This is a genomic window from Paracoccus sp. M683, assembly GCF_007096355.1.
In the GTDB taxonomy this organism is placed as follows: Bacteria; Pseudomonadota; Alphaproteobacteria; order Rhodobacterales; family Rhodobacteraceae; genus Paracoccus.
The window spans coordinates 346,018-366,443 of the sequence record NZ_VKDF01000001.1; the positions used below are offsets into that span (position 1 = coordinate 346,018).

The window sequence follows — 20,426 nt, forward strand, 5'->3', positions numbered from 1 at the left end:
GCCGCGCCCTTCTGCATCGTGGCATGACCCTGTTGCTGGCGGGGCTGGGCACGGCTGTCTTCTGGTGGCTGGGCCTGCCGCTGCCATTTCTGTTCGGCCCGATGTTCGCCTGCCTGGCGGCGGCGCTGCTGGGCGCGCCGCTGCGCGGGGTAAAGCCCGTGTCACAGGCGGCGCGGACGATCCTTGGCGTGGCGGTCGGGGCCTCGATCACCCCGGCAGTCATCGGCCAATTGCCGGATATGATCGGATCGGTCGCCTTCGTGCCGCTTTATGTCGCGGCGATCGGTCTGGTCGGCGTGCCATATTTCCACCGGCTTTGCGGCTATGACCTGCCGACGGCCTATTTCGCGGCCATGCCGGGCGGGTTGCAGGACATGGTCATGTTCGGGGAAGAGGCCGGGGCCAATGTCCGCGCGCTGTCGCTGATCCATGCCACGCGGGTGCTGGTAATCGTCACCATCGTGCCGGCGGTGCTGATCTTTGTCTTTGACAACCCGCTGTCCCAGCCCATCGGGGCCGCCGCCGCCGATCTGCCCTGGACGGAACTGGCGATCATGGCCGCCGCAGCCATCGGCGGATGGAAACTGGGCGAGCGTGTCGGCCTGTTCGGTGCCGCGATCCTGGGGCCGATGATCGTGACCGCCATCCTGTCGCTGTCAGGTGTGATCGAACACCGCCCCCCGCGCGAGGCAATTCTGATCGCGCAGTTCTTCATCGGCATCGGTATCGGCGTGGGCTATGTCGGCGTCACGCTGAATGAATTGCGCCGGGATGTGCTGGCAGGGCTGGTGTTCGTGGTGATCCTGGCGCTGCTGGCCTTCATCTTTACCGAGATCGTGGTGCAGCTTGGCTTTGCCTCTCCGATCGAGGGTTTTCTGTCCTTCGCACCGGGCGGTCAGGCCGAGATGACAGTGCTGGCCATCGTCGCAGGCGCAGACCTGGGCTTTGTCGTCGTCCATCATCTGATGCGGATCACCCTTGTAATCCTGGGTGCGCCGGTGGTCGCGGCGCTGTTCGGCCTGCGCGGCGGAAAACGCGGCGAATAGACAGCCAAAAATAAGAAATTTGCATGAAACGTTTCCATAAATGAATTTGATTTATGAAATTTGTGCTGACATTGTTTTTGGTGACGCCGGGTAAATTCGCGACCAGATCGGGGGATGATCTGGGACCGCGCGGCGATCCAAAGGGAGGAAATATATGAAACCGAATTTCACCACCATAATCGCGGCCGGCATGATCGCGGGCCTTGCGCAGTCGGTCAGCGCCCAGGACTTTGGCGGCAAGACCATCGAATACACTATTCCCTTCTCGGAATCGGGCGGTTCGTCGCAATGGGCCAACTTCTATGCGCCGCTGTTGTCGGGGGCATTGCCGGGCGGGCCGACCGTGGTGGTTCGCTATCGCCCCGGTGCCGGCTCGACCGAGGGGGCGAACTGGTTTCAGGGTCAGATGTCCAAGACCGACGGGCTGACCATCTTTGGCGATTCCGGCTCGACCAAATTCCCGTATCTGCTGGGCGATCCGCGCGTGCGCTATCAGTATAACGACTGGACGCCACTTTTGGCTTCGGCCACGGGCGGGGTGGTCTATCTGCCGCCCGATCTGGGCGAGCGGTTCGATGGCGACATGGATGACCTGGCGGACGAGCCTTATCTTTACGGTAGCCAGGGTGCGACCACGCTGGACCTGGTGCCGCTTCTGGCCTTCAAGATGCTGGGGCTGACGGTCGATCCGGTCTTTGGCATCGAAGGGCGCGGCGATGGCCGGCTGATGTTCGAACGCGGCGAGGCCAATATCGACTATCAGACCAGCTCGGCCTATCTGGCCAATGTGCAGCCGCTGGTCGATGACGGGCTGGCCGTGCCGATCTTTACCTGGGGCGCGCTGGATGACGACGGCAATATCGTCCGTGATCCGACCTTCCCCGACCTGCCCAGCTTCAAGGAGGTCTGCGAGGCGACCGCCGCCTGCGAGATCGAGGGCGTGGCGTGGGATGCCTATAAAGCCTTCTTCGTGGCGGGCTTCGCCAACCAGAAGACCATCTTCGTTCCGGGTGACACGCCGCAGGAAATCGTCGATGCCTATACCGCCGCGCTGGATCAGATCATCGACGCCGAGGGCTTCCAGGCATCCGCGACCGAGGTTCTGGGCGCCTATGCGCAGATGACCGGCGAAGCCGCGATCGAGGCCACACGGCAGGCGACCTCGATCACGCCCGAGGCCAAGCAGTACGTGCTGGACTGGCTGAAAGAGGATTACGGCGTCACGATGGAGTGACCCTTTCCCGACCGCAGATCCCGCCCGGCACCTGATCCTGCCGGGCGGGCCAAGCCAAAGCCCATCCAGCGGAGAGCGGAATGGATATTTTTGCGCAAGCCTTGCCCCATATCGGTCAGGCCTTCACCCTGATCTTTCAGCCCTCGCAACTGATGTATCTGATCGCCGGCGTGCTGCTGGGCCTGTCCATCGGCGTCTTGCCGGGGCTTGGCGGGATTGCCGGCCTGGCACTGGTTCTGCCCTTCATGTACGGGATGGAGCCCGTCTCGGGGCTGGCGCTGATGGTCGGCCTGATCGCGGTGATCCCGACATCAGACACATTCTCATCCGTGCTTCTGGGCATACCCGGATCATCGGCCAGTCAGGCCACGGTGCTGGATGGCTTTCCCCTGGCCAAGCAGGGGCATGCGGCACGGGCCTTGTCGGCGGCCTTTACCTCGTCGCTGTTTGGCGGGCTGTTCGGGGCGCTGATCCTGTCCTTCTTCATCCTGATCGCGCGGCCGCTGATCCTTGCCTTCGGCCTGCCCGAGATGCTGATGATCACCATTCTGGGCCTGTCCATGGTGGCGATCCTTGCCGGGCGGGTGCCGCTGAAAGGCGTGGTTGCGGCTGGTCTGGGGCTGATGTTCGGCACCATCGGCTCGGCCCCGGCCGGCGGCAGCCTGCGGATGTCGACCTATGACCTGCCCTATCTGGTCGATGGCTTCCAACTGGTGATCGTGGGGCTTGGCATCTATGCGGTCCCCGAAATCGTCTCATTGCTGCGCCAGGACCGGCCGATTGCCGAAGGCGGATCGCTTGGCGATGGCTGGGGACAGGGCGTTCGCGACTGGTGGCAGAACAAGTGGTTGTCGCTGCGCTGCGCGGTGATCGGGGTGATCGTCGGGGTCATTCCCGGCCTTGGCGGATCGGTCGTGGACTGGCTGGCCTATGGCTCGGCCGTGCAGACGGCCAAGGACAAATCGCAATTCGGCCAGGGCGACATTCGCGGCGTCATCGCGCCTGAAAGTTCGAACAACGCGAAAGAGGGCGGCGGGCTGGTGCCCACGCTGATCTTCGGCATTCCCGGTTCGGGGTCGATGGCGATCTTCCTGGGTGGGCTGGCGCTGCTGAACATGACGCCCGGCCCGCAGATGGTCAGAAACAATCTGGACATCACCTATACGATCGTCTGGTCGCTGGCGCTGGCCAATGTCTTTGGTGCGGGCCTGTGCATCATCCTGTCGAAATATATCGCCCGGATGACCACGATCCGCTTTACCGTGATCGCGCCCTATCTGTTCATGATCATCGCCTTTGCCGCCTTCCAGTCGCGCCAGTCCGCGCTGGATCTGGCCGCGCTGGTGGGCATTGGCCTCATCGGCATCCTGCTGCGCCGCTTCGACTTTTCGCGCCCGGCCTTTCTGATCGGCTTTGTGTTGTCGAACCAGACCGAGATCTTCGTCAACCAGGCTTTCCAGATTGCCGGCGCGCGCTTCCGCCGCTCGGCCGAGGCGGGCTGGGACTATCTGCTGTCGCCAATCACCATCGGACTGCTGGTCCTGACGGTGGTATCGGTCATCGTCGGCATCCGCGCCTCGAAGAACATCCGCGAGAATATCGACGCGCCCACCGGCACCAAGACCGCGCCCGCAATCTTTCTGGGCGTGCTGGCGCTGTATCTGGCGATCGCCTGCGTGGATGCCTGGGGCATCAGCCGGTTCCAGGACAAGATCTTCCCGCTGACCGTCGGGCTGGTCACGTTGCTGGGCGCGGTGCTTCTGCTGCTGCGGATGATGCGCAACCCGGCCAGTGACGATGTGTTCATCGACCTTGAATGCGGCGTCGAGGGCGAGGCCCCGCATGGGCTGTGGTCGACGCTGGCCTGGTTCCTTGCGCTGGTGGTGCTGACCTTCACGCTTGGCCTGTTTCTGGCGCTGGCGATCTTCCTGCTGGCCTTCTTCCGGGTCCGCGGCCGCTTTGACTGGCCACGCACCATCCTTGCCACGGCGCTTGGGCTGGGCTTCATTTCCGGGCTTGCCGGCATTCTGGGCCGCGATCTGCCGCCCGGCTATCTGCAAACCCTCGTCGAACTTCCCTGGCCCCTGACCTGACACCAAAGACCCGAGACATCACATGACCCAGACTGCAATACCCTACCTGTTCCTGCGCGGCGGCACCTCGCGCGGGCCCTATTTCCGGCGCGGGGATCTGCCGCAGGATCAGGACACATTGTCCGAGGTGCTGATGGCGGCCGTTGGCGCGGGGCATCCGCTGAATATCGACGGGATCGGCGGCGGCAATGCCGTGACCACCAAGGTCGCCATGCTGTCCGCGCCATCGACCCGCGATGATTGCGACGTGGACTATTTCTTTGCCCAGGTCGCGGTCGAGAAACGCGAGGTCGACTATCGCCCGACCTGCGGCAATATCCTTGTGGGCGTCGGCCCCGCCGCGATCGAGATGGGCCTGATGCCCGCCACCGATGGCGAAACCGTGCTGCGCATCCATGCCGTCAATACCGGCGCCGTCGTCGAGGCGCGGGTGCAGACGCCGGGCGGCCGCGTCAGCTATGAGGGCGACACCGAAATCGCCGGTGTTCCGGGCAGTGCCGCACCCGTTTCCATGGGCTTCATGGAAACGGTGGGCTCGGTCACAGGTGCGCTGCTGCCCACCGGCAATCTGCGCGATGTGATCGACGGGATCGAGGTCACCTGCATGGATGTCGCCATGCCGGTGATGTTCGCGCGCGCGGCCGATTTCGGACTGACCGGCTATGAAACCCAGAAAGAGCTGGACGAGAACCGTGCCTTCTTCGACCGGGTCGAGCAGATCAGGCTGAAGGCGGGCGAGTTGATGGGCCTGGGCGATGTGTCGAAATCGGTGACGCCCAAGATCACGCTGCTGGCCGCGCCGCGCAATGGCGGCTCGATCTCGACCCGCTATCTGATGCCATGGTCGGCCCATCCCTCGATGGCCGTGACGGGTGCGCAATGCATTGCCGCCTGCGCCATCCTGCCCGGCACGCTGGCCGATGGGCTGGCGCAGGGGCTGGTGGGGCAAGCCTCGACGGTGACGGTCGGGATCGAACACCCATCGGGTATTTTCGAGGTGGTGGTGGACTATGAACAGCAAGGCGATGGCATCGCGCTGCGGTCAGCCGGGGTAGTGCGCACGGCGCGGCTGCTGGCGCGGGGCGAGGTGATGGTGCCGGGCGCGGTCTGGGATGGCAACGGGGGCTGACGGCCCGCCTGCGCCATCTGCCACAACCGATCGGAAGGACCGAAACCGCATGGCCCATCACGTCTATGAATCGCTTGCCGACAGCTTTGCCGCCGAGGGGGTGTCGACCTGTTTTGCCCTGCTGGGCGATGCGAACATGAACTGGGCGACCGCGCTGGCCGGGCGCGGGGTGCGGATGATCTATGTCCGGCACGAACATTGCGCGGTGGCGGCGGCCACGGCCTATGCGCGCAAGACCGGCCAGACCGGGATCGCCACCGTCACCTGCGGGCCGGGGCTGACACAGGTGCTGACCGCGCTGCCGGCGGCGGTGCGGGCGGGCATTCCGCTGGTGATTTTCGCAGGCGAAGCCCCGCTTGGCGCGGCATGGTATAACCAGCAGATCGACCAGGCGCCCTTCATCACCGCCACGGGCGCCCGCTATCACGCGCTGCATCACGTCCCGCGCATGGCCGGGGCGATCCGCGATGCCTTTGTCGAGGCGCGCGAATCCCGCTGTCCGGTGGTTCTGGGCGTGCCCTTCGATCTGCAATCAAAGGTGCTGGAGGCCCCGCTGGACCAGCCCGCGCCATCGGCCAGCATCCTGCCCGATCTGGCCCCGATGCCGCCCCATCCCGAGGCACTGGCCGCGATAGGCGAACAGGTCAAGGCGGCGCGGCGCGTGGTGGTGATGGGCGGCTTGGGTGCGGCGGCGGCCGGGGCTGCGCCCGCCTGTCAGGCGCTGGCCGACAGGCTGGGTGCCCTGCTGGCCACCACCCTGCCGGCACGGGGGCTGTTTCATGGCGATCCGTTTTCCATTGGTGTGGCGGGCGGCTTTTCCTCGCCCCTGGCACGCGCGCTGCTGGCCGAGGCCGATCTGGTGCTGGCCTTTGGCTGCCGGCTGACCCAGCACAATCTGGACAAGGGCAAGCTGTTCCCCAAGGCGCGGATCATCCAGATCGACACCGATCCGCGCACCATCAGCCAGGGCGCCATCGCCGCCGGCTCGCATCTGCGCGCCGATGCGCGGCTTGCGGCCGAGGCGCTGGCCAGCACCCTGCCCCAAAGTCCCGGCTGGCGCAGCGACAGGCTGGCGCAGGCCATCGCCGCCGCCCCCGCCGACACCGCAACCTTCCCGCCCGAGCCGGACCTGCTGGACCCGCGCGATGTGGTGACGGCGCTGGATGCAGCGCTGCCCGGCGATTGGCAGATGGTCAATTCATCGGGGCATTGTTCGTTCTTCTTCGCTCATATGAACCGCCCCTTTGCCCGGTTCCTGACGATCCGAGAGTTTGGGGCCATCGGAAACGGCATTTCCTATGCCATGGGCGTGGCCGCCGCGCGGCCCGGCGATACGGTGGTGATGTTCGATGGAGACGGCTCGCTGCTGATGCATGTGCAGGAACTGGAAACCATCCGCCGCCACGGGCTGAATATCCTGATCTGCGCGCTGAATGACGGCGCCTATGGGTCCGAGATCCACAAGCTGCGCGACGAAGGCCTGTCGGATGAAGGCGCCGTCTTTGGCCGCACCGACCTTGCCGCCATCGCACGCGGTTTCGGGATCGACGGCCAGCGCGTGACCGACCTGTCACGGGTGCCCGATCTGGTGGACGATTTCGCCCGTCGGGGCGGCGCGGCAGTCTGGGACTTTCCGGTCTCGGACCGCGTCGCCTCGCCGGTCATCCGCCGCGCCCATCCGGGCGGGCATTCGGGCACCGAACATCCGGTCGATATAGGGGCGCTGCTGTGAAGGTTCATATCCTTGACGACTGGTATGACACATTGCGCGGGCTGCCGGGCTTTGCCCTGCTGGACGGGCACGAGGTCACCGTCTGGACCGACCGGCTGACCGATCCGGCCGCGCTGGCCCGGCGGCTGGCGCCGGCGGATGCGGTGGTGCTGTATCGCGACCGAACCGCCATCACGCCGGATCTTGCGGCGCTGCTGGACGGCCCCCGGCTGATCGCCATGCGCGGCCAGTATAATCATGTCGATGTCGACGCGCTGACCGCGCGGGGCATCCTGTTCTGTTCGCATATGGCCAAGGATGGGCCGTCGACCTCGACCGCGGAACTGACCTTCGCGCTGATGCTGTCGGCGCTGCGCTATCTGCCCGATCAGATCGCCTCGGCCCGTGCGGGGACGTGGCAGGGCGCGGCGCCGCTTGGCCGGAACGTGGCGGGCAAGACGCTTGGCCTTTACGGCTATGGCGGCATCGCGCGGACCGTGGCCGGTTTCGCCCGCGCCTTTGGAATGCCGGTCCTTTGGTGGGCCTCGGACGAAGGACGCGCCCGCGCCATTGCCGATGGCGAGACCGTGGCCGCAAGCCGCGAGGCGTTCTTTGCCGGGTCGGATGTGATCAGCATCCACAAACGCCTGACGCCCCGGACCAAGGGCGAGATTACCGCCACCGACCTGATGGCGATGCGGCCCGGATCGGTTCTGGTCAACACCTCGCGCGCGGGGCTGATCCAGCCTGGCGCCATTCTTGCGGCGCTGGAGGCCGGGCGGATCGGCCGCGCCGCGCTGGATGTGTTCCCGGCCGAGCCCGTGCTGGACCCCGCCGATCCGCTGATCAGCCATCCCCATGTGATCCCGACCCCGCATATAGGCTTTGTCACCGGCGAGGAACTGGATCGCCAGTTCACCGACATCTTCGGGCTGGTGAATGCCTATGCGGCGGGTGCGCCGCAGCAGATGATCAATCCCTCGGTCTGGAAAGACGCTCGGCCCCAAGGGCAATATGGGCTTTGAAATTGTCCAGCATCTCGGTCTCGATGCGGCCCAGCAGATCGGTCGCATTGTCCGACAGCGGCACCCCACGCCGCGAAACGATGCCAAGCGTGCGCTGCAAGCGGGCACCCACAAGGGGCACCGAGACCAGCACGGCAGGCGCCATGGCGATCGCGGATTCGGGCAGGATGGTCAGCGCCGCACCGCGCGCCACCAGCCGCATCGCCATGGTGGCGTTCTGCACCTCGAAGCGCCAGGTGATCTGGTCGCGCATGTCGCCCAAAGCCACATCCAGCAATTGCCGGTTCTTGGATTGCGAGCGGATCCGCGCCAGCTTGACGCCCACGATATCCTGCAAGGTCACCTCGGCCCGGCTGGCAAGCGGATGGTCATGGCGCAGAAACAGCCGGTATTCCTCGTCCACCAGCGGGCGCAGGCGCAGGTCGGACAGTTCGGCCGACACAATGGTCACGCCAAATTCGGCGCTGCCGCTGCGCACCACGTCCGCGATCCGATCGACCGGGATATCCAGCAATTCAAAGGCGATGTCGGGGCGTTGATCGGACATTTCATGCAGGACCGCAGGCAGGACCGAATTGGCGATCGAGGGCAGACAGGCAAAGGCCAGCCGTCGCGCCTGACGCTGCGCGCCCGCACGCACCGATTCATAGGCGTCCTGCAAGGCCTTCAGCAGGCTGCGCGCCTCGGGCAGCAGGCCCTGGCCCAGCAGGGTCAGCGACACCTCGCGGCTGGACCGCGTCAGCAGGGCGGAACCAAGATCATCCTCGATCTTGCGCAGCCGGTGGCTCAGCGCGGCCTGCGACAGATTCAGCGCCTCGGCCGCGCGCTGGAACGAGCCGTAATCGGCGATCGCCACAAAGGCCTCCAGCCCCAGATAGTCCACGCGCATCGCAACCGCCGCCCTTCGCTGTCATCGGATGCAAGGCTACAGCCTGCCGCGCGCGGGGCAAGCCCATGCTGAGCCTGCCGCAATATCTGCTGCCCGAGGGCATGACCGAGATGGTGTTTCTGCTGCTGATGGCAACCAGCTTTGCCGGATCGCTGATCACGGTGGCCTTTGGCATTGGCGGCGGCGGCGTGCTGCTGGCGGTCATGGCGACGCTGGTGCCACCGGCGGCACTGATCCCGACCCATGGGGTGATCCAGATCGGGTCCAATCTGGGCCGCGCGCTGGTGACGTTCAGGCATATCTTCTGGCCCGCGCTGCCGGCCTTTGCCATCGGCTCGGTCATCGGGGCCGGGCTGGGCGGGGCGGTGGCGATCAACCTGCCGCCCGAATGGGTGCAGATCGGGGTCGGCTCGTTCGTGATCTGGTCGGTGCTGGGCAAGCCGCCGCGCGATGTGCGCGACTGGCCGGTGCTGGTGGGGGCGGTATCCAGTTTTCTGACGATGTTCTTTGGCGCGACCGGGCTGTTCGTGGCGATCTTCACCAAGTCGCAGCGCCTGCCCCGGCATGATCATGTCGCCACCCATGCCGCGCTGATGACAGTGCAGCACGGGATCAAGACGCTGGCCTTCGGCCTGCTTGGCTTTGCCTTTGCCGAGTGGTGGCCCTTTATCGGCGCGATGATCGCTGCCGGTTTCTGCGGCACGCTGGTCGGCAAGACCCTGTTGAACCGGCTGGACGACCGGCGCTTTCGGCTGGCGCTGGACGCGGTGCTGATCCTGCTGTCGCTGAGGCTGATCTGGGGCGGGCTGCGGCAGCTGTTCGCGAGCGGTTAGCCCGCGATCAGATCCCACAGGAAACGCAGGCAGACCAGCACCAGGAACAGCCCGAACGAGGTTTCAAGCCTGCGCCGCGACAGCGCATGGGCCAGCCGCACACCGAACCGCGCGGTCAGCAACGCCGTGGGAATGGTCAGCGCGAAGGTGATGGGCGAGACGAAACCGATGGCATCGGGCGGCAGATCGGTCCGCCCCCAGCCCGCCGCCATATAGCCAAGCGTGCCCGGAATGGCGATCAGCACGCCGACGCCCGCCGCTGTCGACACCGCCCGGTGGATCGGCACGTTATGCAGCGTCATCACCAGGTTCGACACCGCGCCACCGCCGATTCCCATCAGCGCCGAGACCAGCCCGATCACCGCACCATAGGCCCGCAATGCCGCCTTGCCCGGCAGCGTATCGGCCAGCCTCCAGCCCTTTCCCCCGCTAAGCAGCTTTGCCGCATTGACCGCGGCGACGCAGATAAAGACGATCTGGAACACCGCCGGCGGGGCATAGCGCGCAATGGCGGAACCCAGCAGCACGCCGATCAGGATCGGCACCGCCCAGATCCGCAGCAGGTCCATATCGACGGTGCCGCGCTGATAATGCCCCCGGACCGAGGTAATCGAGGTCGGTATGATCACCGCCAGCGAGGTCCCCACGGCCAGGGGCATCGACACCTCGGGCGGGTAGCCCAATATGCCGAACACCTCGTAAAATACCGGGACCGAGATTGCGCCGCCGCCGATACCGAACAACCCCGCCAGAAAGCCGATCAGCCCGCCAGAGACGACCAGCGCCAGAACCAGCGGAATCAGGACGGAAGGATCCGCCAGGCTCATTCTGCGGCCCGCCGTGACAGTGACGCCCCGTCGAACCCGCCCAGCCCCAAGGCCAGCGCCTGCGCATACCGGGGTGCAGCAGCCTGCGCCACGGGCAGGTCGATCCCCTGAGCATGCGCCAGAGACAGGGCCAGTTGCAGATCCTTGTCCAGCCCCGCGATGTCGAATGTGCCGGGCTGGTCGGTGCCGTTCAGCGTGTCGATGACGACCTGCGCGCGGTTTTTCAGAACGGTCGGCCCGGCCGAACTGTCCGCGATCAGGCTGATCGCGGTCTGGGGCGCGATGCCGCTGCCGCGCAGCAGGGCCAGCGCCTCGCCCAGGGTCTGCCAATACAGCGCCAGCGGCAGATTGACGGCCAGCTTCATCCGCGCGCCTGAACCGACGGGGCCGACATGCTCGACCCGCCGGCACAGCTGATCCAGCACCGGGCGCGCGCGCTGGACGGCGGCAGCGGATCCGCCGGCCATGCCCAGCAACTGCCCCTTCAGCGCCGGGGCGACGGTGCCGCCGACCGGGCAATCGACGAAATCGGCGCCGGCGGCGGCGACCTGAGCGGCAATCGCCTGCGCCTCGGCGGGCAAGGTGGTGGACATGTCGATCAGCAGCCGCCCGGCAATGCCGGCATCGGCCAAACCCGCAACAACCGCTGACACCGCCGCCGCATCGGTCAGCGAAATCAGGATCACATCCGCCCGCGCCAGCGCCGCCAGATCGGCCACCTGCTCGGCGCCGGCAGCAACGGCGGCACCAGCCCCGGCAGGGCTGCGGTTCCAGACCCGGACCGAATGGCCCGTCTCGATCAGCCGGTGCGCAAAGGCCGTGCCCATACGCCCTGTTCCGGCGATACCCGTGATCATGTCCTGCCCCCTTTTTGCCGCGGTCCTTGACGGCCGGTCCGGCCTAGCCGGCCCGCGCGCCGATGCTGACCCGCAGATCGTGCAAGCCATCGACATGCAGGTCAATCACATCGCCCGAAACGACCGCCCCGACGCCGGCCGGCGTGCCGGTCATGATCACATCACCCGGATGCAGCCGATACAATTGCGACAGCCGGGCAATGATCTCGTTCGTTTTCCAGATCATCAGGTTGATGTCGGCATCTTGCCTGACCTGCCCATTGACCGACAGCCTGATCGCGCCCGATGTCAGCTCGCCACTGTCCTCGATCCGGGTCAACGGGCCGATCGGGGCGGATTGGTCGAAGGCCTTCGTCACCTCCCACGGCAGACCATTGGCCAGCGCATTCGCCTGATGATCGCGCCGGGTCATGTCCAGGCCGACCGCGTAGCCGAAGATATGGCCGGCTGCCTGCGCCACCGGGATGTTGTAGCCCCCCGATTTCAGGGCCACGACCAGCTCGCCCTCGTAATGGAAATTCTCGGTAAAGACCGGATAGGGGATCTCGCCACCATTACGGACGATGGAATCGTTGGGCTTCTGGAAAATGACCGGGGGATCGCGGTCAGCCTCGCCGCCCATCTCGATGACATGGGCGACATAGTTCTTGCCGACGCAGTAGATCCGCCGCACCGGGAATTTCTCATCGCTGCCGGTGATGTCCAGATAGGCCTGCTGCGGCGGCGTCAGGGCGAATGTCATGAACTGCTCCTTCTCGTGGACGGGTGCGGTATCGGCGAGGCATCACATGTCCAACGCGATCTGACGCCGATAACTAGGGGTATTTCAGATATTCATGCCGCCATTACAGCCATATCATATATATTTTTGCAATATCGAAAGAATCGTATAGCGTAATCCACAGGGAACCAGGGGCAACAGCAGATCCGGCCCCGACAATCAGGGAGGAAGAACAGATGACGGTTGGAAATGGCATTTCCCGGCGCAAGTTCGGCGGGCTGGCGGCGATGGCCGCCGCAAGTCTTACCCTGGGGCGTCCGGCGCTGGTTCGCGCCCAGACCCCGATCACCTTTGCGGTGCCCAACCCTTCGGCGCTGACCTTCATGCCCTATTGGGTAGCCCTGGGCGAAGGCTATTTCGAAGAAGAGGGTCTGACCCCAACGCTACAGGCAATCGACGGATCCTCGGCGGTGTTGCAGGCCATGTCGGCGGGTCAGGCGCAGATCGGCGCGCCGGGACCGGGGCCGGTTCTGGGCGCACGGGCGCGGGGGCTGGATGCCAAATTCCTCTATAATCTTTACCCCAAATCCGTCTTTGGCCTGCTGGTGAAGGACGAAAGCCCCGTCCAGACCCCTGCCGACCTGAAAGGCACCGTCATCGGCGTCGGAACAGCGGACGGCGCCGAGGTGTCTTTCACCAAGGCGATCATGACCGATCTGGGGCTTGCCGAGGGCACGGATTACACCTTCCTGCCCGTGGGCGATGGCGGCACGGCGGCGGTGGCCTTTCTTCGCGACGAGGTCGGATCCTATGCCGGGGCGGTCTCGGATGCGGCGATCCTTGGGGCACGCGGCCTGAAGCTGCGCGAAATCACGCCCGATGCCTATCTGGGCTTTTTCGGCAATGGCATCGCGATGCTGGACAGTCAGATGGCGGCAATGCCCGATCTGGCGCCGAAATTCGGCCGCGCGCTGGTCCGGGGCACCCGCTTCGCCACCGACCCCGCCAATCAGGAAGCCGTGCTGGCCCATTGTGCCGCCGGCAACCCGCAAGAGGGCGAGGACAAGGAGTTCGCCGCCGCCCTGCTGGCCGGCGTCATTCATCGGATGACACCGACCGACGCCTTCATCGCAGAGGGCTATGGCTATCAGCCGCCCGAGCATTGGCAGATGATCCACGATTCCGCCGTTGCCTCGGGCGCACTGGAAAAGCCGCTGGACGATCTGGCCGCCGTCTATACCAATGAATTCGTACCCGGCTGGAACGAATGACAACCATGGCAGAGCGCCGACCCCTTCAGCAGGCCCATCCCGTCGGGCGGCCGGTCTATGAGATCGCCCGCCTGTCCAAGACCTATGCCAGCAACCAGCTGGTCGCGCTGGCCGATGTGAACCTGACCCTGCGCGAGGGCGAGTTCGTCTCGGTCGTCGGGTCGTCGGGATGCGGGAAATCGACCCTGCTGAAGATCATGTCGGGGCTTTCGCCACCCACTGCCGGGCGCGTGATGCTGGAGGGGCGGCCCGTCACCGGGTCGCGCCCTGACATCGGGATCATGTTCCAGCAGGCCACGCTGCTGCCCTGGAAAACGACGATCGAGAATATCGTCCTGCCGATCGAAATCCGGCAAGGGCGCGCGGCGGCGCGCGCTGCCCTGCCCCGCGCCCATGACCTGCTGGCGCTGGTCGGGCTGAAGGATTTCGCCAATGTCTATCCGGGCGAATTGTCGGGCGGCATGGCGCAGCGGGCCTCGATCTGCCGGATGCTGATTTCCGAACCCGCCGTTCTACTGCTGGACGAGCCGTTCTCGGCGCTGGACGAACTGACGCGCGACCACATGAACATGGAATTGCAGCGCATCTGCCGCGAGGCCAATGCCACTGCCTTTCTGGTCACGCATTCGCTGGCCGAGGCGGTGATTCTGTCCGACCGCGTTCTGGTGATGAAACCCCGCCCCGGCCGGGTCGAGGAAGAGGTCACCATCGACCTGCCGCGCCCGCGCAGGCTGGAAATGATCAACACCCCGGAATTTGGCCGGATCGTCGCCCATATCCGCGCCCTGCTGGATCGCGAAGGCGCTTAGGGAAGGAAACCCCGGATGACCGATAGCCGCTTTGACGCCGCGCCCGACGCACAGGATGGCGATACCGTCTGGGTCGAACAGGTCGCGTTGATAGATGCGATCCCGCGCTGGCTGGCGATGAGCCTGCTGTTCATCGCCGTGGTCGGGCTGTGGCAAATCGTGACCAGCATGGGCTGGGTTTCCCCGATCATCCTGCCAAGCCCCGGCGAAACGCTGGAGGACCTGATTTTCGTCGGTCGCAACCTGATTTCGGGCGACTACATGCTGTCGGCGCTGTGGACCACCACCCGCACGGTGTTCTGGGGCTTTGTGATCGCCACGACCATCGGCTTCACCCTTGGCGTTCTGGTGGGCGAGACCAAGTTCGGCGAACGCGCGCTGCTGCCCTATCTGGTTGCCATCGACACCATGCCCAAGGTGGCCTTTGCGCCGCTGTTCATCGCCTGGCTGGGGTTCGACATCGCATCAAAGGTCGCGCTGGCGGCCTTTATCGCCACCTTTCCCATCGTCGTGGCCACGGCGGCGGGGCTTTACGCCGCATCGGAAAACGAACGCATGCTGTTCAAGGCCATGGGGGCCACGCGAATGCAGACCCTGCTGCGGCTGAAGCTGCCGACCGGCCTGCCCTATATGTTCACCGGGCTGAAGATCGCGGCTGTTGGCGTCATGGCCGGCGCCATCACCGGCGAGTTTCTGGGCGGCGGCAAGGGTTTCGGCGCGCTGATCCGGCAATCGGCCAGCCAGATGGACACGCCCCGCGTCTTTGCGCTGATCCTGTATCTCAGCCTGCTGGGGTTGCTTCTGTATTTCGTCGTTGTCTGGGCACAGCGGAAATTCGTGTTCTGGAACAAGGATGAACGCACCGGAGCGATCGGGTGACGGAATGACAGAACAGATCTCGGACATGCCGCGCAGCCTGTCGGAACAAGCCTATGACGTGATCCGGCGGGATATTCTGCTTGGCTTTCTGATGCCCGAAGAGAAACTGCGGATCGAGACCGTGTCCGAGCGTTACGGCATTGGCGCGGTCCCGGTGCGCGAGGCGCTGAACCGGCTGTCCGCCGAGGGACTGGTGCAACGCCAGAACCAGCGCGGTTTTTTTGTCGCGCCGCTGGAAATCGACGATCTGGAAGAACTGGTAAAAACGCGGATCCAGCTTGAAACGCTAGCTTTGCGCGAATCCATTGCCTGCGGCGGCGAGGATTGGGAGGAAGATCTGGTCCTGGCCTTTCACCGCCTGGCCCGCACCTCGCGGCTGTTGCCACCCGAGGCCGCGCATGAGAAATCCGAGGAATGGGACATTCGCCATAACGAATTTCACCGCCTGCTTATCAGCCGCTGCGGATCAAGATGGCTGCAAGGTTTCTGCGCCACGATGATGGATCAGGCCGTGCGCTATCGGAACATCTCGATGAATATCAACGCCAGCCCGGCCCGACGCGAAGGCGCCCCGGCCGAGCATCAGGCCATTCTTGATGCGGTGCTGGCACGGGATGCGGACCTGGCCTGCACATTGCTGGCCGACCACTATAATGGCACGCTGGCTGCGCTGCGGGCACCCGAAAACTAGGGCCGGGCTGCCACCTGTCACCATCACCTGTCACTGCATAACGGTGTTTGTTACGGACGGGCGCCGCAACGCGCTGGTATCCGCCTGCCGGCCGCCATGCGCTGTCTGCGAAATATTCGGTCACATTGCATCGCCTGCGCGCAATATTTTGTTCTTTAAACTGTCACAATTCCGTCTCAAATTTATCAAATAGCAATTGCCAGAGTGACCATGACAACCATCTCCATCCCAAGGATCGACCAGTCTAAGCTGCGCGAGAACGCCTATGACGCTTTGCGTGACGCCTTCACATTGGGTCAGTTCGCCCCCGGCGACACGATCAGCCTGCGCAATCTTGCCGATCAGATGGGCGTCTCGATGACCCCGATCCGCGAGGCCGTCCGCCGGCTGGTGGCCGAAGGGGCCTTGATCGACACGCCGACGCGCACCCTGATGGTGCCGCCCTTCGATGCCAGCCGCATGACCGAGCTGAAAAAGGCCCGGCTGGTGCTGGAAGCGCTGATTCTGGATCTGGCGATTAACCGGATGACGGCCAGGACGATCGACGCCATGCAGGCCATTCTGTCGACCGATGGCGATCCCGATCAAACCACCCCCAACCTGCGGCAGAACTATGATTTCCACTTCACGCTTTACCGCCAAAGCGGATCCGAGGTCCTGCTGCCGCTGGTCGAGGCGCTCTGGGTCCAATACGGGGCCTATCTGAACCTGATCATCCACCACCCAAGCGCCACCCGCGAGAATGAGAACGAACATCATCACGCTATCGTTGTCGCACTTCGGCAAGGGGACCGGGACGGGGCGCAGCAGGCATTGGCACTGGATATCGAACGCAGCTTCCGCATTCTGACCCTGGGCCATCGCGACCCCATCGGGCCAGAGGTCGATGCGGCCTGCTCGCCCCCGGCCCTGTCCGGTTGGTGCCAGCGGCCGGACAGTTCCACGATCCAGACAGCCGGGGTTGATCCGCATCCGGGTTGAAGGCCGCGCCCATCCGCCCACCCAGAAAGCCAGCGTCGCAAGCGATGTCCGTCAGGCGTCGCCCGGCGAAACGCTTAGGGCATGCAAGACCCGCAGGCTGCCCGTCCCGTCCTTGGGCAGATCCAGCCTGCGCTGCAATTCCAGCACTGCTGCACGGGTCTGGGGGCCGAACGTGCCGTCCTCGATGATCAGCATCGGGCTGAGTTCCCGGTTCAGCGCCTGTTGCAACGCCAGCACCTGACAGCCGCGATCGCCTATGGTCATGGCCTTTGGCACCCTGCGGGCCGAGGGCTGGCCGAACTCTCCGTCATTGGCCCATTGCCAGATCAGCTGATCCGAAGCCTCGAAATGCATTGCATGTTCGCGTGGGAAGGCAACGCCCCAGTAAAAGCCATGGCGGTTGAAGATCGGCCACAGATCCAGCAGGCCGCGCTGGATATTGTTGTCACCCGGCTTGTCCTGAATGCCATCAATGGTCAGGTCGATCGCAGTGCCCCAACTGTGGGCCGAAATCACGCTGTCAGACCCCCGGACCAGCCGGCAGCACAGCATCTCGGCCGCGCCCAGCCGCCCGAAAAGCGCAGGGTGTTCGACCGCGACCTCGTCCATGATCTGCTGCAAGGCCCGGATCGCGGGGCGCAGCCCCTCGGCGGTGAAGGGGCCGAAATCATGCTGTTCAACCATGGCGGTGAAATTCGGGTTTTCAGGCAGGGCGCCGTCCTGGCCATAAATGCCGCGGGGCGAGCCGATGAGGGCCAGATTGGTCAGATTGCGCGACGGGCTGAGGGCACCATTGCATCCGTGCCTGTCGAACCCAGGTATCTGCGGGATCGGGACAAGAGTGTTGTGATACGACATGGCTTCTCTCCGGCTGATGCCCGGCGGTAATGCACCGGTCTGCCCAAGCTTGCCGCTGCCCGTCAAAACAGCGTGAATCGCCCCGCCGAAAGGATACCACCTGCGTGAATAATGCCGGTTTTCCGCGCCATGCGGCTTTATAGGTGGAAAATCTGTGCCATTCTGCGAAGGGCGAGGGGGCGAAACATGACCACCACATTGAACTGGAACAACATAACCGCAGGCGCCACCGGATACGGCTATCCCGATTGGGCGCTGGAAATGATCAAGGACAAGCTGTCAGCTTGCGGCAATGGCGACGTTATCGTGCCCGTCTATCTGAAGCTGACGGTCGATCATTGGGCCAACTGGCTAGAGCGGATGCAGCACAGCCAGAACGGACCAGAACTGCGCGAGAATTTCGCGAATGTCATCCGTGGCATGCTGAGCGTTCCCGGCCAACAGAAGCAGGCCGTCGCGGCGGCAAAGCCGGACCGCCCGACCGATCCCGACGGCCCCGATCCTCACGCCCCCGATGCGCAGCCCACGATTCAGGTCCGCGCCGATGAGGCCGAGTTCACCCATCTGCAAGTCAACGTGCTAAGCGCCTGGCAACGCCAGCAACCCGATGCCAGCTTTCGCGTCGTGGTCCTGATGCCCGTCGATCCCGAACGTGGCATCGCGCAACATGGCATATTGGGTCAGCTGCCAGCGCCGAACGACGACGATACCGTCTATCAGGTTCGTTTCACCGTCTTGATGTGCGGTCAGCCGCTGCCCCAGAACCTTGTCTCGCATTTCCATCAGGACGGCTTTGAATCGGTCAAACTGCCCGATCTGTGGCCCTTTCCGCCGGTCCCGTCTTATCCGACGATCGCCGCCGTCATCGACGATTGCGTGCCCTATCTCAGCAACAGGTTCCAGAAATTCGAGGCAGGCCAGCCGCCCAGAACCCGCATCCTGTCCACCTGGCTGCAAACGGATATGCGCCAGTGCAACCCGCCCAATCCCGGCTTTCCGGGTCTGGGCGACGTGTTTGATGCCGCCGATATCGACAGCATGCTGCATCTGGACGAGTTCGAAACCTATTGCCGCATCAATGCCAAGCTGCTGCCCATCACCGAAAGGGCCAGCAGCGACCACGCCGTCAGCCACGGCGCCTTTGTTCTTGAAGCGACCACCGGCGCTGATGCCGATGACACCACCGATCCGATGCGCGACACGCCGGTGCTGGCCGTGCAGCTGCCGCCAACCTCGATCCGCGACACCTCGGGTCAGCAGAACGAGGTCTTTGCCATCTGGGGCCTGCGCTGGATCATCTATCGCGCGGTGCTGGCGGCCTTTGGCAACGGCAAATGGCCGGGCAATATCGTCACCTCGCTGACCATCGGGTCTCTGGCCGGGCCGGGCAATGAACATGCGCCCTTCGCCGAGGCACTGACCTATGAGGTCGATCAATATCGCTGGCTGTTCGACCGCACGCAGACCTCGACCTGCACAGAGGCTACGTCATCGGCGCTTTATCTTTGCTGTTCTTACGGCAATGCGCGGCGCGAACAGCTGGTCGCACGCCGGATGATCAGCAAGGACGAACCGCTGACGATCGACTGGGGAATCCAGCCTGACGATCACAGCCCCAGCTATCTGGAACTGCGCGTGCAAAAGGACCACGCTGCGCATTGCAAGTTGATTCTGTCCTGCCCAGATACGGCGATCGCGCCGCTTCAGCTGCGGTTTTCGGATCTGCCCTTGCAGCACAAGAAGCTGCTGCCCGGCGCGCATCGCCCCATCGCGGGGATCTATCGGCTGACTGATCCATCCGAGTTTACCGCCCTGATGGTGGCGCTTGCCCCAACCGCCCAGCAGGATCAATGCGACGTCTCGCCCGCGCGGGCCTGGCGGGTCGAGATCGTGACCGACAAGAAACACAAGTGCCTTGCCACCGCACGGGTCCAGCGCAGCGATACGCCGGCCGGGTATCGGCTGCTTGGGCGGCAGTCCTGGCTGAACCAGCATAATTCCGGGCAATGGGACGGTGAAACGCGCGACTGGACCGGCACCGGCAATAATTTCGCGATCTGCCCGATTTCGCGTCAGGGAACGGCTGTCGGTCATGCCATGGCGGCGGGCGGGACGGTCTGGTTTGCGGGGGCCTCTTATCCCGCGCCCGAGGGGGCAGTCGATCCCCGCCGGCCGTCGCTCTATTCCGCCGAGGGTGCCGATCCGGGCCGACCGGCGACGAATGACCACGAAACCGATGGGCCAACCTGCAATGCGCTGGCCGATGATGGCAGAAACATGCCGGGACGGCGCGGCAGCGGTGTACTGTCAGGGTCGACAGCGCGGCTGTCGGGCACCTCGGTCTCGGCCCCGGCGCTGGCGCGCTGGACGCTGATGGTTCTGAATGGCGCCACCGGCCCGGCCTTTGAACCCGGCACGGACCTGCCCAGCTTCCTGCCGACGGTCTTGCCGCCCAAGGATCGCAGGCTTGGCTATGGCCATGTGCCTGGTCAGGTGCCGTTCCAGTCGGCCGACCGGATCAACATCTGACGGCCGCCGGCGGGCCGGGCTGCCGATCGTGCAGCCCGGCCCT

Annotated in this window: 18 protein-coding genes; 13 read left to right on the top strand and 5 right to left on the bottom strand. The window is 64.8% G+C overall.

The annotated features are described in order from the left end of the window. Positions 1-23: 23 nt before the first annotated feature. From FNJ84_RS01610 to FNJ84_RS01635, 6 genes are all read left to right on the top strand, one after another. The gene (locus tag FNJ84_RS01610) at positions 24-1,046 is read left to right on the top strand and encodes an AbrB family transcriptional regulator (protein ID WP_255471003.1); all 1,023 of its coding nucleotides are present in this window, start codon (positions 24-26) and stop codon (positions 1,044-1,046) included. 154 nt (positions 1,047-1,200) lie between these two features. Next, positions 1,201-2,280, top strand: a complete 1,080-nt coding sequence (locus tag FNJ84_RS01615; protein WP_143791161.1) for a tricarboxylate transporter — start codon at positions 1,201-1,203, stop codon at positions 2,278-2,280. A gap of 80 nt (positions 2,281-2,360) precedes the next feature. Beyond that, entirely contained in the window at positions 2,361-4,373 is a 2,013-nt protein-coding gene (locus tag FNJ84_RS01620; protein WP_143791162.1) for a tripartite tricarboxylate transporter permease, read from the top strand. Between the two features lie 22 nt (positions 4,374-4,395). Then, positions 4,396-5,502 carry a 4-oxalomesaconate tautomerase gene (locus FNJ84_RS01625; RefSeq protein ID WP_143791163.1) on the top strand — a complete coding sequence of 369 codons (1,107 nt, stop codon included), beginning with the start codon at positions 4,396-4,398 and terminating at the stop codon, positions 5,500-5,502. A 49-nt stretch (positions 5,503-5,551) separates the two neighbouring features. Further along, the gene (locus tag FNJ84_RS01630; RefSeq protein WP_143791164.1) at positions 5,552-7,234 is read left to right on the top strand and encodes a thiamine pyrophosphate-binding protein; all 1,683 of its coding nucleotides are present in this window, start codon (positions 5,552-5,554) and stop codon (positions 7,232-7,234) included. Beyond that, complete coding sequence (locus tag FNJ84_RS01635; protein ID WP_143791165.1) at positions 7,231-8,238, top strand: NAD(P)-dependent oxidoreductase; 1,008 nt, start codon at positions 7,231-7,233, stop codon at positions 8,236-8,238. Before FNJ84_RS01630 ends, FNJ84_RS01635 begins: the two co-directional genes overlap by 4 nt. Here the strand turns inward: FNJ84_RS01635 and FNJ84_RS01640 are convergent. Further along, the gene (locus FNJ84_RS01640; RefSeq protein WP_143791166.1) at positions 8,186-9,127 is read right to left on the bottom strand and encodes a LysR family transcriptional regulator; all 942 of its coding nucleotides are present in this window, start codon (positions 9,125-9,127) and stop codon (positions 8,186-8,188) included. The two genes, FNJ84_RS01635 and FNJ84_RS01640, sit on opposite strands and share 53 nt — an antisense overlap. A gap of 65 nt (positions 9,128-9,192) precedes the next feature. Here FNJ84_RS01640 and FNJ84_RS01645 point away from each other — a divergent pair, with 65 nt between their 5' ends. Continuing rightward, positions 9,193-9,960, top strand: a complete 768-nt coding sequence (locus FNJ84_RS01645; protein ID WP_255471004.1) for a sulfite exporter TauE/SafE family protein — start codon at positions 9,193-9,195, stop codon at positions 9,958-9,960. Here FNJ84_RS01645 and FNJ84_RS01650 read toward each other — a convergent pair. Genes FNJ84_RS01650 through FNJ84_RS01660 form a run of 3 tightly spaced genes read right to left on the bottom strand, consistent with a single transcriptional unit; the run spans position 9,957 to position 12,386 of the window. Then, positions 9,957-10,787 carry a sulfite exporter TauE/SafE family protein gene (locus tag FNJ84_RS01650; RefSeq protein ID WP_143791167.1) on the bottom strand — a complete coding sequence of 277 codons (831 nt, stop codon included), beginning with the start codon at positions 10,785-10,787 and terminating at the stop codon, positions 9,957-9,959. The genes FNJ84_RS01645 and FNJ84_RS01650 overlap by 4 nt on opposite strands. Continuing rightward, positions 10,784-11,740, bottom strand: coding sequence for an NAD(P)-dependent oxidoreductase (locus FNJ84_RS01655; RefSeq protein WP_363323816.1), 957 nt, complete (start codon positions 11,738-11,740; stop codon positions 10,784-10,786). Before FNJ84_RS01655 ends, FNJ84_RS01650 begins: the two co-directional genes overlap by 4 nt. Then, a complete protein-coding gene (locus FNJ84_RS01660) occupies positions 11,688-12,386 on the bottom strand; it encodes a fumarylacetoacetate hydrolase family protein (protein ID WP_143791169.1) in 699 nt (232 codons plus the stop codon). The genes FNJ84_RS01655 and FNJ84_RS01660 overlap by 53 nt, the downstream gene beginning before the upstream one ends. A 215-nt stretch (positions 12,387-12,601) precedes the next feature. Here FNJ84_RS01660 and FNJ84_RS01665 point away from each other — a divergent pair, with 215 nt between their 5' ends. From FNJ84_RS01665 to FNJ84_RS01685, 5 genes are all read left to right on the top strand, one after another. Continuing rightward, entirely contained in the window at positions 12,602-13,636 is a 1,035-nt protein-coding gene (locus tag FNJ84_RS01665) for an ABC transporter substrate-binding protein (RefSeq protein WP_143791170.1), read from the top strand. Further along, positions 13,633-14,445 carry an ABC transporter ATP-binding protein gene (locus tag FNJ84_RS01670; RefSeq protein WP_143791171.1) on the top strand — a complete coding sequence of 271 codons (813 nt, stop codon included), beginning with the start codon at positions 13,633-13,635 and terminating at the stop codon, positions 14,443-14,445. The genes FNJ84_RS01665 and FNJ84_RS01670 overlap by 4 nt, the downstream gene beginning before the upstream one ends. A 15-nt stretch (positions 14,446-14,460) precedes the next feature. Next, on the top strand, positions 14,461-15,324 hold the full coding sequence (locus FNJ84_RS01675) for an ABC transporter permease (RefSeq protein ID WP_143791172.1): 864 nt from the start codon (positions 14,461-14,463) through the stop codon (positions 15,322-15,324). 4 nt (positions 15,325-15,328) lie between these two features. Continuing rightward, positions 15,329-16,015, top strand: coding sequence for a GntR family transcriptional regulator (locus FNJ84_RS01680; RefSeq protein WP_143791173.1), 687 nt, complete (start codon positions 15,329-15,331; stop codon positions 16,013-16,015). Between the two features lie 210 nt (positions 16,016-16,225). Beyond that, complete coding sequence (locus tag FNJ84_RS01685) at positions 16,226-16,996, top strand: GntR family transcriptional regulator (RefSeq protein WP_143791174.1); 771 nt, start codon at positions 16,226-16,228, stop codon at positions 16,994-16,996. Positions 16,997-17,047: 51 nt separating this feature from the next. Here FNJ84_RS01685 and FNJ84_RS01690 read toward each other — a convergent pair whose 3' ends face one another. Then, complete coding sequence (locus tag FNJ84_RS01690; protein WP_143791175.1) at positions 17,048-17,854, bottom strand: M15 family metallopeptidase; 807 nt, start codon at positions 17,852-17,854, stop codon at positions 17,048-17,050. Between the two features lie 186 nt (positions 17,855-18,040). On the opposite strand from FNJ84_RS01690, the gene FNJ84_RS01695 reads away from it, so the two are divergent. Continuing rightward, positions 18,041-20,383, top strand: coding sequence for a hypothetical protein (locus FNJ84_RS01695; RefSeq protein WP_143791176.1), 2,343 nt, complete (start codon positions 18,041-18,043; stop codon positions 20,381-20,383). Positions 20,384-20,426 lie beyond the last annotated feature (43 nt).

Excerpts from the sequence above, each read along its gene's own strand:
- FNJ84_RS01640 (WP_143791166.1), bottom strand. The coding sequence starts at position 9,127 with ATGCGCGTGGACTATCTGGGGCTGGAGGCCTTTGTGGCGATCGCCGAT.
- FNJ84_RS01665 (WP_143791170.1), top strand. The coding sequence starts at position 12,602 with ATGACGGTTGGAAATGGCATTTCCCGGCGCAAGTTCGGCGGGCTGGCG.
- FNJ84_RS01615 (WP_143791161.1), top strand. The coding sequence starts at position 1,201 with ATGAAACCGAATTTCACCACCATAATCGCGGCCGGCATGATCGCGGGC.
- FNJ84_RS01610 (WP_255471003.1), top strand. The coding sequence starts at position 24 with ATGACCCTGTTGCTGGCGGGGCTGGGCACGGCTGTCTTCTGGTGGCTG.
- FNJ84_RS01675 (WP_143791172.1), top strand. The coding sequence starts at position 14,461 with ATGACCGATAGCCGCTTTGACGCCGCGCCCGACGCACAGGATGGCGAT.
- FNJ84_RS01695 (WP_143791176.1), top strand. The coding sequence starts at position 18,041 with ATGACCACCACATTGAACTGGAACAACATAACCGCAGGCGCCACCGGA.
- FNJ84_RS01650 (WP_143791167.1), bottom strand. The coding sequence starts at position 10,787 with ATGAGCCTGGCGGATCCTTCCGTCCTGATTCCGCTGGTTCTGGCGCTG.
- FNJ84_RS01625 (WP_143791163.1), top strand. The coding sequence starts at position 4,396 with ATGACCCAGACTGCAATACCCTACCTGTTCCTGCGCGGCGGCACCTCG.
- FNJ84_RS01620 (WP_143791162.1), top strand. The coding sequence starts at position 2,361 with ATGGATATTTTTGCGCAAGCCTTGCCCCATATCGGTCAGGCCTTCACC.
- FNJ84_RS01630 (WP_143791164.1), top strand. The coding sequence starts at position 5,552 with ATGGCCCATCACGTCTATGAATCGCTTGCCGACAGCTTTGCCGCCGAG.
- FNJ84_RS01670 (WP_143791171.1), top strand. The coding sequence starts at position 13,633 with ATGACAACCATGGCAGAGCGCCGACCCCTTCAGCAGGCCCATCCCGTC.
- FNJ84_RS01645 (WP_255471004.1), top strand. The coding sequence starts at position 9,193 with ATGCTGAGCCTGCCGCAATATCTGCTGCCCGAGGGCATGACCGAGATG.
- FNJ84_RS01690 (WP_143791175.1), bottom strand. The coding sequence starts at position 17,854 with ATGTCGTATCACAACACTCTTGTCCCGATCCCGCAGATACCTGGGTTC.
- FNJ84_RS01660 (WP_143791169.1), bottom strand. The coding sequence starts at position 12,386 with ATGACATTCGCCCTGACGCCGCCGCAGCAGGCCTATCTGGACATCACC.
- FNJ84_RS01680 (WP_143791173.1), top strand. The coding sequence starts at position 15,329 with ATGACAGAACAGATCTCGGACATGCCGCGCAGCCTGTCGGAACAAGCC.
- FNJ84_RS01685 (WP_143791174.1), top strand. The coding sequence starts at position 16,226 with ATGACAACCATCTCCATCCCAAGGATCGACCAGTCTAAGCTGCGCGAG.
- FNJ84_RS01655 (WP_363323816.1), bottom strand. The coding sequence starts at position 11,740 with ATGTCGATGGCTTGCACGATCTGCGGGTCAGCATCGGCGCGCGGGCCG.